Source organism: Streptomyces sp. NPDC059909, from assembly GCF_042730885.1.
GTDB lineage: Bacteria > Actinomycetota > Actinomycetes > Streptomycetales > Streptomycetaceae > Streptomyces.
In genome coordinates, this window is the sequence record NZ_JBHWKX010000010.1 from 59,702 (window position 1) to 75,116 (window position 15,415).

Here is a 15,415-nt window from a genome sequence, read left to right on the forward strand (position 1 = left end):
ACCAAGGCCGGTCAGCAGACCGCCGTAAGCCGAGTTCCCCGCCGGTACCAAGGGAGCGTGGAGCCCCTGTATCGCCACCTCATGCGGGAAGCGGGAAGGGGATCCCGGCGGGAGCGAGGTCGCGTCAGGACGGGGGCGGTCAGCCCAGTTCTGTTTCCAGCCAGCGCAGGACGTCGGGCGTGACGGGGTCGGTGATGTCGGCGAACTCGTCATGCTTCTCGAGGTACTTGGCCACGTAGGGGCAGGCGGGCACGATCCGCTTCCCGGAGTCGCGCACGTCGGTGAGCGCCTGGTGGACCAGGTGCGAGGCGAGGCCCTGTCCGGCGAAGGCGTCGTCGACTGCGGTGTGGTAGAAGACGCGCTGCGTGCCGCGGTCGCGGTACGCAGTCAGGCCCGCGCGCTTGCCGTCGACCAGGATTTCATAACGGTGCTTGGCGTCGTTCCGCTCGACGACCGGAGCGGCGGAAGTCTGGCTCATCGGGTGCCCTTTCAGGTCTCTGTCAGCGACGTGGTGGGTTCTTGCGCGGCGTGATGGTGGCGTTGGGCAGGGCAGGCGCGGGAAGGCGGTCCCCCGCGTATCCCTCGACGGTGCCGAACCGATCGGTGGAGTTCTGCCAGTCCTCCCGAGCCCGGACGATGTCTTCGTGGCTGCGACCGATGAAGTTCCACCACATGACGATCTCTTCCTCGAACGGGGTTCCGCCGAGCAGGACCGTCCGTGCCGCGTCATCGGACGTGTTCGTCAACGTCGCCGCGTCGATTCCGGCGTGGACGAAGCCCAACTCCGCTGGGCCCAGAAGGGTGTCGGCCATGCGGACGTTCCCGTGGTCGACGAGCAGGCCGTGCTCGAAGGCGGGGTCCAGGGCGAGACTGATCGTGGCGCCCGGCTCGAGGACGATCTCGGCGCCGAGCAGGGGTGTGAAGGTCCGCACCGGGGATTCCGCACCGGCGAGGGAGCCCAGGAAAACCCTGACCTCGGCCCCGTCGATGCGTACGGGCTCAGGTACGTAGTGCTGGAAGTCGCGTTCCGCATGCCGGTGTTCTCCCGGCAGCGCCACCCACAGCTGGACGCCGTGCAGGACCGTGGTCCGCGGTGTCGAGACTTCCGAATGGCTGATGCCGTGCCCACCCGTCATGAGGTTCAGCTCGCCCGGCCGTACGAAGGCGTGACTGCCCAGGCTGTCGCGGTGTTCGATCTCCCCGCTGAACAGCCAGCTCACGGTCTGCAGGCCGGTGTGCGGGTGGGGAGCGACCTCCATGCCGCCCGTTTCGGCGATGTCGTCGGGGCCGTAGTGATCGGCGAAGCACCAGGCTCCGATCAGTGACCGGGAACGCTGCGGCAGCGTGCGCCGCACGGTCATCGCCCGCGGGCCGCCAAGCGGCACATTGCGCGGAGAGAGCACGTCGACCTGCGGTACCTCCGTCCCACGCCCGCCGTCTGCCGGCGCTCCGCAGCGCAGCTCAATGGCTTCCGAATCGACGTTGCTCACCATGCACCGCCCTCCACCCCACAATGGTTTGATTTTCAACAATCATGCCCTGATCATAGGGCGAACGACAACCCGACCTCGTGCACGACGAAAGAAGGGGTCGGGATCGCGGAAGGAGTCCCAGGTTGAGCAGCGAAACGGCAGGGCCCTCGGTCCGGCGGATCTTCATCGACAAACAGAGTCCCAAGGCCTATCACGCACTGATACAGACGGCCGAGGCGGTCCGTGCAACCGCTGCCGACGCAGGGCTCGACCGTGCCGTCGTGGAGCTGATCAATCTTCGCGTCTCGCAGATCAACGGATGCGGCTACTGTCTCGACGTACACACCAGGGCTGCCCTCCGGGGCGGAGAGACCACACGGCGGCTGGGGGTACTGGCGGCCTGGCGGGACACCGAACTGTTCACCCCCCGGGAACGGGCGGCACTCGCGCTGGCCGAGACGGTCACCGACCCCTCGGACGTCGCCGCGCAGGAATCCGCCTACGACGCTGCCCGCCAGGTACTCACGGACGACCAGGTCTCCGCGGTGATCTGGGTGGCGATCACCATCAACGCGTTCAATCGGGTCTCGATCATGAGCAAGCATCCGGTGCGGACGGTGCCCCAGCAGTGACCTGCCGCACCGGCCTCGGCTACTGACTCCGACGCGGTCACGGGCTCACCGTGTCGCGACCGGCGTCGGCGCTGACGCCGCAACCCAGGATGAGGATGCAACGCTCAGTGACGAGTCTCGAATGCGTCGGCACTGCCACGGACGAGGCACGGTCAGTTGCTTCTCATCCACCGTCGGTGAGGGGGCCGGCCGGGAGAATGCCGGAAGCGGCGCCGTCGGCCTTGGCCGCGTCGGCGAGGGCCTCGGCGGCGGCTTCTGCCGCCTGCGCCGCATCATCGGCTGCCTGGGCGGCCATGTCGTCCGAGGACTTCTCGCGGGTGGCCGGTGACTGGGGCAGCGCCTCGCTGAAGGCGCGGGACACACTCTGGAGTGCGGAGGTGACCTCACTGGGGATCACCCAGAACGTGCTGCCCGGGCCCTGCGCGAGTTGCGGCAGCGCCTGGAGGTACTGATAGGCCAGCAGCTTGGGGTCGGGATCGTTGCGGTGCACGGCCTGAAACACCTCGTCGATGGCCCGGGACTGGCCCTCGGCCTTGAGGATCTCAGCGGTACGGTTGCCCTCCGCGCGAAGGACAGCAGCCTGCTTGTCACCTTCGGCGGTGAGTATTTGGGATTGTCGCTGTCCTTCGGCTCCGAGGATTGCGGCCCGCTTGTCCCGCTCGGCCCGCATCTGCTTCTCCATCGCGTCCTTGATGGACTGCGGGGGGTCGATGGCCTTGATCTCCACCCGGTTGACTCTCAGCCCCCACTTGCCGGTGGCCTCGTCCAGCACACCACGGAGCTGGTTGTTGATGGTGTCGCGTGAAGTGAGAGCCTTCTCCAGGTCCATGGATCCAACGACGTTGCGCAAGGTGGTGACGGTGAGCTGCTCGACTGCCTGGAGGTAATTCGCGATCTCATAGGCGGCTGCTCGTGGGTCGGTGACCTGGAAGTACAGGACGGTGTCGATCTCGACGACCAGATTGTCCTCGGTGATGACCGGTTGCGGTTTGAAGGAGACGACCTGTTCCCGCAGGTCGATCACCGGATAGACGCGGTCGATGTAGGGGATGACGACGTTGAGGCCGGGCTTCAGTGTGCGGTGGTAGCGGCCGAGTCGTTCGACGTTGCGAGCGCGTGCCTGGGGCACGATGCGCACCGCCCGCAACACGGTGAAGACCGCGAAGAGCGCGACGATCAGTCCGGCGATGAGGAACGCCGAGGCTTCCATGGTTCACTCCCGGGGATGGACGAGTGCGGTGGCGCCGCTGATCTCTATGACGTCGACGGTTGCTCCGGGAGGAATCACGAGCGTCTCGTCATAGGCGCGGGCCGTCCATTCCTCGCCGCCGATGCGGACCCTGCCGCCCAGGCCTGTCACCTCTGAGACGACATAGGCGGTCCTGCCGACCAGTGCGTCCACGCCGAATCGCTCCGTCTGGGGCTGGAGCACGTGGCGCCGCACGACGGGGCGGACGAACAGCACGCTGACCGTAGCGACGATGGTGAACACCAGGAATTGGAAGAGCGGCGGAAGCCCGACTGCGGCGAATCCCGCCGTGACCAACGCGGCCCCGGCCAGCATTCCGAGCGCAGCAGTGAGGGTGAAGATCTCCGCCACAGCCAACACCGCTGCGGTGATCAACCAGATCAGCCATGGATCCATTGCGTGCCCCTCCTCACGGGTGCGGGTGCGCGAATGGCTGGACGATGCAGCCTCGGTCGTCGATACCGGGCAGCCGCCCCCTCTCTGGGCCGTGCCCGAGGCGGCTACTTCGCAATTTCTTATAAACGGTTTACCCGTGTGGAATGCCGCAAAATCTGACATTGGGTGCGACGGGCGTGGACGGCCCCGGAGCCGGAACTCCGCCCACCGGTCCTGCCGTGGCATCGGCGCCGTCGAGCGCGACATGGCGAGCGAGTCGTTCCCCCCGGGTGAGCCGTGTCTCACCCGGGCGCCGCCACTTGTCTATGCAACGAGTTGCATAGAAGGATCGGGGTATGGCGCTCGAACACGCGATCCTCGTCTCTCTGCTGGAGAAGCCGGGCTCCGGCTATGAGCTGGCCCGGCGGTTCGAGCGGTCCATCGGATACTTCTGGACCGCCACCCATCAGCAGATCTACCGCGTCCTCAAGCGCATGGAGGGCGACGGCCTGCTCGACGTCCGCGAGGTGCCGCAGCAGGGCCGGCCGGACAAGAAGGAGTACTCCGTCGCCGGCCTCGGCCGCGCCGCCCTCTCCCAGTGGCTGCACGAGCCGATCGAACCCGAGAGCCTCCGGCACGACCTCGCCGTGAAGATCCGCGGTGCGGCCTTCGACGACCCGGGCGCGCTGCTCCGCGAGGTCGAGCGGCACCGCCTGGTGCACAGCGACCGGCTCGCGCACTATCTCGCCGGGCAACTGCGTGACTTCACCGGGCCAGAAGCCCCCGCACCGCTCGACACCGGTCAGGAACTTCAGCACGTCGTGCTGCGCGGCGGCATCGCGTACGAGCGGATGACGATCGCCTGGCTCGACGACGTACTCGCCACCCTCCACCGGCTCGGCGCGTCGCAGCCGCACTCCTGAACCGCCCCGTCCCTCTCCCCCCGCATCCGGCAACCCTCAACCTTCAACTCCTCGGAAGGCGAACCTCCATGGCCGACACCCTGCTGTTCAACCCGCGGACCTACGACCCGGCACACTTCGACCCCGAGACCCGCAGGCTGCTGCGTGCCACGGTCGACTGGTTCGAGGACCGCGGCAAGCGCAGGCTGATCGAGGACTACCGCTCCCGTGCCTGGCTGGCGGACTTCCTCGCGTTCGCCGCCAAGGAAGGGCTGTTCGCCACCTTCCTCACCCCGTCCGCCGCCGCCGGACGGGAGGACCAGCGCTGGGACACCGCCCGGATCGCGGCGCTCAACGAGATCTTCGGGTTCTACGGCCTCGACTACTGGTACGCGTGGCAGGTGACCATCCTCGGGCTCGGCCCGGTCTGGCAGAGCGACAACGCCGCTGCTCGTACCCGCGCGGCGGAACTCCTCGCTCAGGGCGAGGTGTTCGCCTTCGGCCTGTCCGAGAAGACCCACGGCGCCGACATCTACTCCACCGACATGCTGCTGGAACCCGACGGCAACGGTGGCTTCCGGGCCGGCGGCTCCAAGTACTACATCGGCAACGGCAATACCGCGGGGCTCGTCTGCGTCTTCGGCCGCCGCACCGACATCGAGGGCCCGGACGGCTACGTCTTCTTCGCCGCCGACAGCCGCCACCCGGCGTACCGCCTCGTGAAGAACGTCGTCGACTCCTCGAAGTACGTCAGCGAGTTCCGCCTCGACGACTACCCGGTCGGGCCCGACGACGTCCTGCACACCGGCCGCGCCGCATTCGACGCCGCGCTCAACACCGTCAACGTCGGCAAGTTCAACCTCTGCACCGCCTCGATCGGCATCTGCGAGCACGCGATGTACGAGGCCGTGACCCATGCGCACAACCGCATCCTCTACGGCCGCCCCGTCACCGCCTTCCCGCACGTGCGCCGCGAGCTGGCCGACGCGTACGTACGCCTGGTCGGCATGAAGCTGTTCAGCGACCGCGCCGTCGACTACTTCCGCTCCGCCGGCCCCGACGACCGCCGCTACCTGCTGTTCAACCCGATGACGAAGATGAAGGTGACCACGGAGGGCGAGAAGGTCATCGACCTGATGTGGGACGTCATCGCGGCCAAGGGCTTCGAGAAGGACACCTACTTCGCCCAGGCCGCCGTCGAGATCCGGGGGCTGCCCAAGCTCGAGGGCACGGTCCACGTCAACCTCGCGCTGATCCTCAAGTTCATGCGCAACCACCTGCTGCACCCGGCCGAGTACGCGGCCGTGCCGAGCCGCCTCGACGCGGCCGACGACGCGTTCCTCTTCCGGCAGGGACCGGCCCGCGGGCTGGGGTCCGTACGCTTCCACGACTGGCGCACCGCCTACGACGCGTATGCCGCGGTGCCCAACGTCGTCCGCTTCCGCGAGCAGGCCGACGCCCTGTGCGAGTTCGTCGCCACCGCAGCCCCCGACGACGAGCAGAGCCGCGATCTCGATCTTCTGCTCGCCGTCGGCCAGTTGTTCGCGCTGGTGGTGCACGGCCAGCTGATCCTTGAGCAGGCCCGCCTGCAGGACGTGGACGAGGACGTGCTCGACGAGCTGTTCTCGGTCCTCGTACGCGACTTCTCCGCGCACGCCGTCGAGCTGCACGGCAAGGACTCCGCCACCGAGGAACAGCAGCGCTGGGCGCTGGGCGCGGTCCGGCGTCCCGTCGTCGACGAGGCTCGCTCGGCGCGCGTCTGGCAGCGCGTCGAGGCACTGTCCGGGGCGTACGAGATGGCGCCGTAACGGGCCCGCTCGCTCCGATCCCGTTCGAGCCGCCGCCTCCGACGGGCGGGACCGCTGAGGAGACGCGGCGAAGCAAGCGCCGCCGGAAGCAACCGGCATGAGGGCCCTGCCCGGTCTACGGGAAGACCGGGCAGGGCCCCGCACCATCAGCCCGCGGGTGTCAGCCGCACGGTGAGGATCTGGAACGGCCGTAGTGCCAGGGCCACCTCGCCCTCACCTGCGGCCGATACCTCCGCGGACCGTTCCGCGAGCGGGCGCTCCAGCAGGTCCGTGACCTGCACTGCGCCCAGCGGGAAGCCCGGTCGCAGGACCGCCTGCGCCCGGCCGCCCAGCGACTCGTAGAGCCGCACCACCACATCGCCCGAGCCGTCGTCGGCCAGCTTGACCGCCTCGACGGTGACGGCCGGGTTGTCGCTGGTGACCACCGGGTTCGCCGAGGCGGCGGCAGCGACCCGCAGGGGCAGGTTCAGCGCGTACCCCTCGGCGATGGCGTCCTCCACCGTCGCGCCCGGGAGCAGGGCGTACGTGAAGCGGTGCCGGCCCTGGTCCGCCTCGGGGTCGGGGACCCGCGGGGCGCGTACGAGGCTCAACCGCACCGTGGTGGTCGTGCCGCCGTCCGACTCGCGCGTCGTGCGCGAGACGTCGTGGCCGTACGTCGAGTCGTTGATCACCGCGACGCCGTACCCCGGCTCCCCGATGTGCACCCAGCGGTGGCCGTAGACCTCGAACCGGGCCGCCTCCCAACTGGTGTTGGTGTGCGTGGGGCGCTGCACATGGCCGAACTGGATCTCGGCGCGGGAGTGGTCGGCCCGGACGTCGACCGGGAAGGCGGCCTTGAGCATCTTCTCCGCCTCGTGCCAGTCGATCTCCGTCTCGATGTCGATCCGGCGGCTGCCCGCCCGTACCACGATCGTCTGGACGATCCGCGAGCCCTTGCCGAAGGAGCGCTCCACCCGCAGCGCGCCGAGCAGCGGACCCTCCTCGGACACGGTGACCGACTCGGCCCCGGTGAGGTCCGTGTAGCGGTTCCTGTAGTGCTTGTCGATGTCCCAGGCGTCCCAGTAGTTGGGCAGGTCGCTGTGCAGGCGCAGCAGGTTGCCGGCGGCGTCCGGCGCCAGCACCTCGCGGCCGGCCATCAGGTCGCGGACGGAGGCGATGGTGCCGTCCGCGGCGAGTTCCACCCGCACCAGGCCGTTGTCCAGCACCCGGCCCTCGACGGTCACCGGCTGCGGGGCGGCCCCGGACGAGCCGAGCGGCGCGATGCCGCTCGCCGGGACCTCGGTGTACACGGCCACCGAGCCGTCGGCCAGCCGCTGGCCGTCGGCCGCTGTGCCCGCCGGCACCGTGACGACCTCGGCGCGGTCGCGCGGGCTGGTGTTGAACACCGAAAGGCCTTCACCATCGGAAAGCGCCGCCAGCGCCTCGGCCGTCAGCTCCCGCACCTCGGCCGCGACCCGCGCGTACTCCGCCTCCGCCTCCCGGTGCACCCAGGCGATCGAGGAGCCCGGCAGGATGTCGTGGAACTGGTGCAGCAGCACCGTCTTCCACAGCCGGTCCAGCTTCTCGTGCGGATAGCGGTAGCCCGGTGCGTGCAGCGCTGCCGTCGTCGCCCACAGCTCCGCCTCGCGCATCAGGTGCTCGCTGCGCCGGTTGCCCTGCTTGGTGCGGGCCTGTGAGGTGTACGTGGCACGGTGCAGCTCCAGATAGAGCTCACCCGACCAGACCTGGTCCTTCGGTACCTCCTTGCTCGCCTCGGCGAAGAAGGCGTCCGGGTGCTCCACCCTGACCTTTGCCGAGCCCTCCAGATCGGCGAGCCGGCGGGCGCGCTCCATCATCTCCCGGGTGGGGCCGCCACCGCCGTCGCCGTGGCCGAAGGGGGCCAGCGAGCGGGTGCCGACGCCCTTGTCCTGGTAGTTGCGCACCGCGTGCGCCATCTCCTTGCCGGAGAACTCGGCGTTGTAGGTGTCGACCGGCGGGAAGTGCGTGAAGATCCGGGTGCCGTCGATGCCCTCCCACCACATCGAGTGGTGGGGCAGCTTGTTGGTCTGGTTCCACGACAGCTTCTGGGTGAGGAACCACTCGTTCCCGGCCAGTTTCGCCAGCTGCGGATAGGCCGCGTTGTACCCGAAGGAGTCCGGCAGCCAGACGCCCTTGGTCTCGATGCCGAAGTGCTCGATGAAGAAGCGCTTGCCGTGGATCAGCTGGCGGGCGATGGCCTCGCCGCCGGGCAGATTGCCGTCCGACTCCACCCACATCCCGCCGACCGGCGCCCACTGCCCGTTCTTCACGGCCTGCTGGATCCGGGCCCACACCTGCGGGTAGTTGTCACGCACCCACTCGTACTGCTGAGCCTGTGAGCAGGCGAAGACGAACTCGTCGTACTCCTCGGCCAGCGCGGTGACATTGGAGAAGGTACGGGAGGTCTTGCGCTTGGTCTCGCGGATCGGCCACAGCCACGCGGAGTCGATGTGCGCGTGCCCGACGGCCGACATCCGGTGCGCGCTGGCGTGCGCGGGCTTGTCCAGCGCGGTCTTCAGTACCGCGCGGGCGTCGGCGGCGGTGCCGGAGATGTCGTCCAGGTCCAGCGCGTCCAGGGCGCGGTCCAGGCAGTGCATGATCTCGTGCCGGCGCGGGTCGTGCGCGTCCAGCTCCAGCATCAGTTCGCGCAGCACTTGTATGTCGAGCGACAGGTGCCAGACGTTCTCGTCGAGTACGGCGAGATCGGCGCGCTTGAAGGTGTAGAGCGGCTTGTCGCCGGCGGTGAGCCGGTCGCCGAGCGGGGTGGGGCCGATGAAGTCGTTGGCGAGGATGTCCGGGTTGGAGGCGGCCTCCACCAGGTAGTGGATCTCCTCGTCGCCGACGGCGGGGTTGGCGACCGGGACGTACTGGTTCTGCGGGTTGACGGCCTTCAGCGGGCGGCCGTCCGGCAGCTGCACCAGTGCCTCGGCCTGGTTGCCCGGCCAGTCGCCGACGAAGCCCAGGTCGATGACCGTCTCGACACGCCTGCCGGCCCACTCGGCGGGCACCCGGCCGCGCATCCGGAACCAGGTGGTGCCCCACGGCGGGCCCCACGGCGTACCCATCGCGAAGGGCTCGTACGCGGCACCCGCGGCCTCGGCGAAGGGCACCGGCTCGCCGGGCGCCTGCCATGCCTCGACCGTCAGGGGGACGGAGGCGGAGTAGACGGCCGGCTTGATGCGCTGGTCGTGGATGCGCTCGACGCGCTCCTCGATCCGGCGGCGTTCGTCGTGCATGGGGTCTCTTTTCAGAAGCTCTTGGGAAGCTCTTCGGAGCTTTTCGGCAGTGGAGGGTGCGGCGTTACTTCAGGTACGCGAGGCCGGGATGCACTGCGCGGTACTCGTCGACCAGCCGCCGCGCCACCTCCACGGAGTCGATGAGCGGATGCAGCGCGAAGGCCTTGACGGCGGTGGTCCGGGAGCCTTGGGCGGCCGCGGCCAGCACCTCGCGCTCCACGGCCTTGACCGCGCAGACCAGCCCGGTGGCATGCCCAGGCAGCGGGGAGACGGTCACCGGGTGGGCACCGTTGCCGTCGACCAGGCACGGGACCTCGATGACGGCGTCCTCGTCGAGGACTGACAGCGTTGTCCGGTTGCGCACGTTGAGGATCAGCGTGGTGCGCTCGTCGCGGGCGATGGCCCGCATCAGGGCGAGGGCGACCTTCTCGTAGCCGCCGGACTCGGTGAGCGACGCCTCGTCCCGCTCGCCGGCGCCGGCCGCCTCGCGGTTCTCCGACATGTACGTCGCCTCGCGCTCGGCCCGGGTGTCGTCCCAGGTACGCAGCGCGGGCGCGGCCGGGTCGCGCATGCAGTCGTAGAAGCGGGCCTGCTGGTCGCGCAGGAAGGCGCCACGGGTCTGCCGTGCCTCCCGGTACGCCTTCACCGCTTCCCGGTTGAAGTAGTAGTAGTGCAGATACTCGTTCGGTACGGCGCCCAGCGACTGGATCCACTCCGGGCCGAAGAGCTTGCCCTCCTCGAAGCTGCCCAGCAGCTCCCGGTCCGCGAGCAGCCGCGGCAGCTGGTCGCGGCCGTCGATGTGCAGGCCGCGCAGCCAGCCCAGATGGTTCAGCCCGACGTAGTCGATCCAGGCTTCCTGCGGGCGTGCGGCGCCCAGTGCGCGGGCCACCCGGCGGCCCAGGCCCACCGGGGAGTCGCAGATGCCGATCACGCGGTCGCCCAGATGCCGGGACATGGCCTCGGTGACCAGGCCCGCAGGGTTGGTGAAGTTGATGAACCAGGCGTCCGGGGCCAGCGCAGCCACCCGCCGGGCGATGTGATCCACGACCGGCAGCGTGCGCAGCCCGTACGCGATGCCGCCAGCGCCGACCGTCTCCTGGCCCAGGACGCCCTCGGCGAGCGCCACCCGCTCGTCCGCCGCCCGGCCCTCCAGGCCGCCGACGCGGATCGCGGAGAAGACGAAGTCGGCGCCCCTCAGCGCCTCGTCCAGATCCGTGGTGACGGTCACCGCCGGGGCGTCGGGGTGCCCGGCGGCCTGCTCGGCCAGCACCCGGGCGATCGCGGAGAGCCGGCCGGCGTCGAGGTCGTGCAGGGTCACGCCGGTGACCCGGCCCTCCGCACGGTCGCCGAGCAGCGCCCCGTACACCAGCGGCACCCGGAATCCCCCGCCGCCCAGAATGGTCAGTTTCACGCTTTGATCACCTCTACGCCGGCCTCCGCGAGCGCGGCGAGGGTCGCCGGGTCCGCGGACGCGTTGGTCACTACTACGTCGAGGTCCGCCGGACCGCACACCTTGGCCATGCCGTGGCCGGGGAACTTCCCGGCGTCGGCGAGCAGCACCACCCTGTCGGCGGCGGCCATCATGGCCCGCTTCACCGGCACCTCGACCACGGTGGTGTCCATCACCTGGCCGCCGGGCCGGACGCCGCTCGTGCCCAGGAACAGCCAGTCGGCGTGCAGCTGGCGCAGGCTGTCCTCGGTGAGGAAGCCCACCAGCGAGCGGTACTCGCGGCGCACCACACCGCCCGGCAGCACCAGCTCGATGCCGGTGTCCTCGGCCAGCTCCTCATACACCACGAGATTGCTGGTGATCACGGTGAGCCGGCGGCCGTGCAGCTGCCGGGCCAGACGGTAGGCGGTGGTGCCGATGTCCAGTAGCACCGTCTGCCCATCCTTGATCATCGCCGCGGCGCGCTCCGCCAGGACGTCCTTGTCGGAGACCCGGACCTCGGCGACCTCCGCGAAGGGCTGATCGCCCTCCTCCACCACCGCGCCGCCGTGGACGCGGGTGAGCAGACCGTCCTCCTCCAGCTTGATCAGGTCGCGGCGGACGGTGGCGGCGCTCACGTCCAGCTCGGAGGACAGATCGGCCACAGACGCGGGACCCCCGGAGCGCAGCGCACGCAGGATGAGTTGATGTCGTCGCTCTGCCAGCATGCGATGCACACTACTCTTCAATTTCAATCAAATCCATGATTGCTATTGAAGAAGTCTTGAAAAGGTTGCTCACTTGACCCACGATGCGCTGGTCGAACTTGCATACTCTTGACGAGAGGACGCGCTCGTGAGCGAGCCGCTCCCAGCCCCGGACGGGCAGCCGGGCGATGATGCGCCCGACCTCCTGCTAACCGGTCTGCTCTTCTACGATCTGGTCTTCACCGGTCTCGGGCAGCCGCCCGTGCCGGGTGAGGAGATCTGGACCCGGGGGATGGGCAGCGGTCCCGGCGGCATAGCGAACCTCGCGGTCGCCGCCGCCCGCTTCGGCCTGCGCACCTCGCTGGCCACCGTGTTCGGTGACGACTTCTACGGCCGCTACTGCCGCGAGGTGCTTGCCGGGCAGGAGGGTGTCGATCTCTCCCTGTCCCGTACGGCCCCCGCCGGCTGGCACACGCCCGTCACCGTCTCCCTCGCGCTGGGGGAGGACCGGGCGCTGGTCACCAACGGTCACGAGCCGCCGTACAGCCAGGACGAGCTCATCCCCGACCCGCCGGCCGCCCGCTCCGCGCTGGTGCACATCGGCGCCGAGCCGCAGCAGTGGCTCGCCAAGGCCGCCGCTTCGGGCACCAAGATCTTCGCCGACGTCGGCTGGGACCCCTCCCAGCAGTGGTCGTCCGGCGTGCTCGACCAGCTCTCCCTGTGCCACGCATTCCTGCCCAACGAGGGCGAGGCCATGGCGTACACCCGCACCGACACCCCGACGGCGGCGCTGCACGCGCTGTCCGACCTGGTGCCGGTCGCGGTGGTCACCCGGGGGCGGGACGGGGCGATCGCCGTGGACCAGAGCACGGGTGAGTTCGCCGAGGCCGGCGCGCTTGACATCGATGTCCTGGATGCGACGGGTGCCGGGGATGTCTTCGGGGCGAGTTTTGTCGCCGCGTCCCTGGCCGGCTGGCCGCTCGCCGAACGGCTGCGCTTCGCGGTGCTCGCCGCGGGGCTGTCCGTACGCCGGCACGGCGGGGCGCTGGCGGCGCCCGGCTGGGGCGGCGTCGCCGAGTGGTGGCGCGGTGTCGCCGCCGCTCCCGGCGCCGAGGCGCTGCGCCGCGCGTTCGGCTTCCTCGCCGACCGGATCCCCACCGACCCCGGTCCGCCCCCACCAGGGGCACCGGTCACTCCTCTGTAAGACCTCCATCCGGAAGACCCTCTCCGTAAGCCCTCATCCCTAACACCCCCTCGGTAAGACCCCTCCGTAACACCCCCTGACACCTCAACGACGAGAAATCGAAAGGCGGTGGGAGCAGTGCATCTCTCGCGCAGAGGACTGCTTCGCGCGGGCCTGGCAACCACCTCGGCCGTCCTGCTGGGCGGCACGGCCGCCGGCTGCTCGGTCCCGGCCGGATCCACCGGGCGCGACATGACGCTCTGGTACTGGGGCGGTGGACTGAGCGACAAGCTGGTGGAGGACGCCGTCAAGCGCTTCACCCAGGTCGACCTCAGGGCCACCCAGATCGGCGGCTACTTCCGCTCGAAGCTGCTGACGACCCTGACCGCCCGCGCCCACGCGCCCGACATCACCGGCCTCAAGGGCGAGGACATAGCCTCGCTGCTGCCCAACGCCGACCAGTTCATCGACCTCAACACCCTCGGCGCGGACAAGCTGAAGAGCCAGTACCTGGACTGGAAGTGGAGCCAGGGCACGGCCGACGACGGCCGCCAGATCGGCTTCCCGATCGACACCGGCCCCTGCGTCCACTACTACCGCCCCGACATCTTCGAGAAGGCGGGCCTGCCCACGGAGCCCGAGGACGTGGCCGCCCGGATGAGCACCTGGGACGACTACTTCACCGCCGGTGAGCAGCTGGTGAAGAAGGCCAAGGGCTCCTACATGGTGAGCGACCCGCTGGCCGTCTTCGGCATGGCAGTGGGCCAGTCGACGAAACGCTACGTCGACAAGGACCGGCACTTCATCGGCGACCAGGAGCACATCACCCGCGCCTGGGACCTCGCTCTGGAATGCATGCACCGGGGCATCGACTCCCCCTTCAAGTCCGGCACCGTCGACATCAACGCGGCGCTGGAGGACGGCAAACTGCCGAGCCAGATCGGCGCCTCCTGGGTTGCCGGCGACTTCAAGTCGCAGCTGACGAAGTCCAAGGGCAAGTGGCGGGTCGCCGCGATGCCCGAGCGTCCGGCCAACGACGGCGGCTCCTTCCTCGGCATCACCGGGTACTGCCGTGAGCCCGAGCTCGCCTTCGAGATCATCACCTGGCTGCTCGGCCCGGAGAACCAGTCCCGCGGTTTCCTGGAGGCCTCCCTCTTCCCCTCCACCCCGGCCTCCTTCCAGTCGCCGGACCTGCGCACGCCGGACGAGTTCTTCGGCGGCCAGATCACCATGGACGTCTTCGGCCCGGCCGCGCAGCGGGTCCCGGTTGCCTACAACAGCCCGTACGACGTGGCCCTCAGCCAGCCCATCAAGGACGAGCTGACCTCCGTCTACATCTCGGGCAAGAACCGCAAGAAGGCCTGGCGGGACGCCATGGCCCAGTGCCGACGAATCGCAGATCACCTGGGGGTGAGCTGAGCCATGGCCGATCTGAAGACCGCACCGGCCGCAGCGGCCGTGGCCGCGCCCCGGCCGGCCGCCGCTGCCAAGTCCCGCCCGGAGGGCGGCATCCGGCGCCACTGGCGGCTGTACGCCGCGATCTCGCCGTTCTATCTCCTCTTCGTCTGCTTCGGACTGGTCCCGGTCGGCTTCTCGCTGTTCCTGGCCTTCCAGCGCTGGGACGGCGTGGGCGACATGGAGTACGCGGGACTGTCGCAGTTCCGCTATCTGCTCACCGACACCCAGTTCTGGGACGCGGTGGGCAACACCCTGGTGATCTGGGCCATGGGCACCTTCCCGATGCTCTTCATCGCCCTGGTCAGTGCCGTGATGCTGAACTCGGCGGTGCGGCTGAAGGGCGTCTACCGGTTCGCCTACTTCGTGCCGTCCGTCACCTCGGTGGTCGCCGTCGCGATCATCTTCGGCTCCATCTTCTCCACCAGCTTCGGCCTGATGAATGCCGCGCTCAAGGTCATCGGGGTCGGCGAGATCGCCTGGCTGAACGAGCCGTGTGGGATCAAGGTCGCCGTCGCGGCGCTGATGACCTGGCAGTGGACCGGCTACAACGCGATCATCTATCTCGCCGGTCTGCAGACCATCCCCGGCGAGCTGTACGAGGCCGCGCGGGTCGACGGAGCCGGGCCGGTCAAGACCTTCTTCAAGGTCACCGTGCCGATGATGCGCCCGGTCATCCTGTTCACGGTGGTGGTGTCCACGATCACCGGTCTGCAGTCCTTCTCCGAGTCCCAGGTGCTGCTCGGCGCCAACAACGGCGGCTCGACGTTCTCCGGCGGCCCGGAGCACGCCGGCCAGACGGTGGTCCTCTACTTCTTCCAGCAGACCTTCGACAACAACGACTTCGGCTACGGAGCGGCCATCGCCTGGGCGATCTTCCTGATCGTGGCCGTCTTCGCCATCATCAACTGGCGCCTGGTCCAGCGCCGGGAAAGGGACTAGGTGGCCG

Annotated in this window: 13 protein-coding genes; 6 read left to right on the forward strand and 7 right to left on the reverse strand. The window is 69.3% G+C overall.

Annotation, left to right across the window (positions count from 1 at the left end; genetic code table 11):
- Positions 1-139 precede the first annotated feature (139 nt).
- Together ACFV9O_RS10040 and ACFV9O_RS10045 are read right to left on the reverse strand one after the other, a co-directional pair.
- Positions 140-478 (reverse strand): GNAT family N-acetyltransferase, encoded by a 339-nt coding sequence (locus tag ACFV9O_RS10040; RefSeq protein WP_385414799.1) that lies wholly within the window; start codon positions 476-478, stop codon positions 140-142.
- 22 nt (positions 479-500) lie between these two features.
- The gene (locus tag ACFV9O_RS10045) at positions 501-1,490 is read right to left on the reverse strand and encodes a pirin family protein (protein WP_385414992.1); all 990 of its coding nucleotides are present in this window, start codon (positions 1,488-1,490) and stop codon (positions 501-503) included.
- A gap of 125 nt (positions 1,491-1,615) precedes the next feature.
- Here ACFV9O_RS10045 and ACFV9O_RS10050 point away from each other — a divergent pair, with 125 nt between their 5' ends.
- Positions 1,616-2,104, forward strand: coding sequence for a carboxymuconolactone decarboxylase family protein (locus tag ACFV9O_RS10050; protein ID WP_385414801.1), 489 nt, complete (start codon positions 1,616-1,618; stop codon positions 2,102-2,104).
- Between the two features lie 163 nt (positions 2,105-2,267).
- Here the strand turns inward: ACFV9O_RS10050 and ACFV9O_RS10055 are convergent, their stop codons facing one another.
- Both ACFV9O_RS10055 and ACFV9O_RS10060 read right to left on the reverse strand, forming a co-directional pair.
- The gene (locus ACFV9O_RS10055) at positions 2,268-3,314 is read right to left on the reverse strand and encodes an SPFH domain-containing protein (protein WP_385414804.1); all 1,047 of its coding nucleotides are present in this window, start codon (positions 3,312-3,314) and stop codon (positions 2,268-2,270) included.
- A gap of 3 nt (positions 3,315-3,317) precedes the next feature.
- Positions 3,318-3,749 carry an NfeD family protein gene (locus ACFV9O_RS10060; protein ID WP_385414807.1) on the reverse strand — a complete coding sequence of 144 codons (432 nt, stop codon included), beginning with the start codon at positions 3,747-3,749 and terminating at the stop codon, positions 3,318-3,320.
- 335 nt (positions 3,750-4,084) lie between these two features.
- On the opposite strand from ACFV9O_RS10060, the gene ACFV9O_RS10065 reads away from it, so the two are divergent.
- Positions 4,085-4,651: a PadR family transcriptional regulator gene (locus tag ACFV9O_RS10065; RefSeq protein ID WP_385414809.1), complete on the forward strand. Its 567-nt coding sequence runs from the start codon at positions 4,085-4,087 to the stop codon at positions 4,649-4,651.
- Between the two features lie 68 nt (positions 4,652-4,719).
- Entirely contained in the window at positions 4,720-6,438 is a 1,719-nt protein-coding gene (locus ACFV9O_RS10070) for an acyl-CoA dehydrogenase family protein (protein ID WP_385414812.1), read from the forward strand.
- 146 nt (positions 6,439-6,584) lie between these two features.
- On the opposite strand, the gene ACFV9O_RS10075 is transcribed toward ACFV9O_RS10070, so the two are convergent.
- The 3 genes from ACFV9O_RS10075 to ACFV9O_RS10085 all read right to left on the reverse strand — a co-directional run bounded on the left by ACFV9O_RS10075 (position 6,585) and on the right by ACFV9O_RS10085 (position 11,849).
- The gene (locus ACFV9O_RS10075) at positions 6,585-9,692 is read right to left on the reverse strand and encodes an alpha-mannosidase (RefSeq protein ID WP_385414815.1); all 3,108 of its coding nucleotides are present in this window, start codon (positions 9,690-9,692) and stop codon (positions 6,585-6,587) included.
- A 64-nt stretch (positions 9,693-9,756) separates the two neighbouring features.
- Positions 9,757-11,103: a 6-phospho-beta-glucosidase gene (locus tag ACFV9O_RS10080; RefSeq protein WP_385414817.1), complete on the reverse strand. Its 1,347-nt coding sequence runs from the start codon at positions 11,101-11,103 to the stop codon at positions 9,757-9,759.
- Positions 11,100-11,849 carry a DeoR/GlpR family DNA-binding transcription regulator gene (locus tag ACFV9O_RS10085; RefSeq protein ID WP_385414820.1) on the reverse strand — a complete coding sequence of 250 codons (750 nt, stop codon included), beginning with the start codon at positions 11,847-11,849 and terminating at the stop codon, positions 11,100-11,102. The genes ACFV9O_RS10080 and ACFV9O_RS10085 overlap by 4 nt, the downstream gene beginning before the upstream one ends.
- 127 nt (positions 11,850-11,976) lie before the next feature.
- On the opposite strand from ACFV9O_RS10085, the gene ACFV9O_RS10090 reads away from it, so the two are divergent.
- From ACFV9O_RS10090 to ACFV9O_RS10100, 3 genes are all read left to right on the forward strand, one after another.
- Positions 11,977-13,032 carry a carbohydrate kinase family protein gene (locus ACFV9O_RS10090; protein ID WP_385414822.1) on the forward strand — a complete coding sequence of 352 codons (1,056 nt, stop codon included), beginning with the start codon at positions 11,977-11,979 and terminating at the stop codon, positions 13,030-13,032.
- A 117-nt stretch (positions 13,033-13,149) separates the two neighbouring features.
- On the forward strand, positions 13,150-14,430 hold the full coding sequence (locus ACFV9O_RS10095; RefSeq protein ID WP_385414825.1) for an ABC transporter substrate-binding protein: 1,281 nt from the start codon (positions 13,150-13,152) through the stop codon (positions 14,428-14,430).
- 3 nt (positions 14,431-14,433) lie between these two features.
- Positions 14,434-15,408: a carbohydrate ABC transporter permease gene (locus ACFV9O_RS10100; protein ID WP_385414827.1), complete on the forward strand. Its 975-nt coding sequence runs from the start codon at positions 14,434-14,436 to the stop codon at positions 15,406-15,408.
- Positions 15,409-15,415 lie beyond the last annotated feature (7 nt).

Excerpts from the sequence above, each read along its gene's own strand:
- ACFV9O_RS10060 (WP_385414807.1), bottom strand. The coding sequence starts at position 3,749 with ATGGATCCATGGCTGATCTGGTTGATCACCGCAGCGGTGTTGGCTGTG.
- ACFV9O_RS10070 (WP_385414812.1), top strand. The coding sequence starts at position 4,720 with ATGGCCGACACCCTGCTGTTCAACCCGCGGACCTACGACCCGGCACAC.
- ACFV9O_RS10085 (WP_385414820.1), bottom strand. The coding sequence starts at position 11,849 with ATGCTGGCAGAGCGACGACATCAACTCATCCTGCGTGCGCTGCGCTCC.
- ACFV9O_RS10055 (WP_385414804.1), bottom strand. The coding sequence starts at position 3,314 with ATGGAAGCCTCGGCGTTCCTCATCGCCGGACTGATCGTCGCGCTCTTC.
- ACFV9O_RS10100 (WP_385414827.1), top strand. The coding sequence starts at position 14,434 with ATGGCCGATCTGAAGACCGCACCGGCCGCAGCGGCCGTGGCCGCGCCC.
- ACFV9O_RS10065 (WP_385414809.1), top strand. The coding sequence starts at position 4,085 with ATGGCGCTCGAACACGCGATCCTCGTCTCTCTGCTGGAGAAGCCGGGC.
- ACFV9O_RS10040 (WP_385414799.1), bottom strand. The coding sequence starts at position 478 with ATGAGCCAGACTTCCGCCGCTCCGGTCGTCGAGCGGAACGACGCCAAG.
- ACFV9O_RS10075 (WP_385414815.1), bottom strand. The coding sequence starts at position 9,692 with ATGCACGACGAACGCCGCCGGATCGAGGAGCGCGTCGAGCGCATCCAC.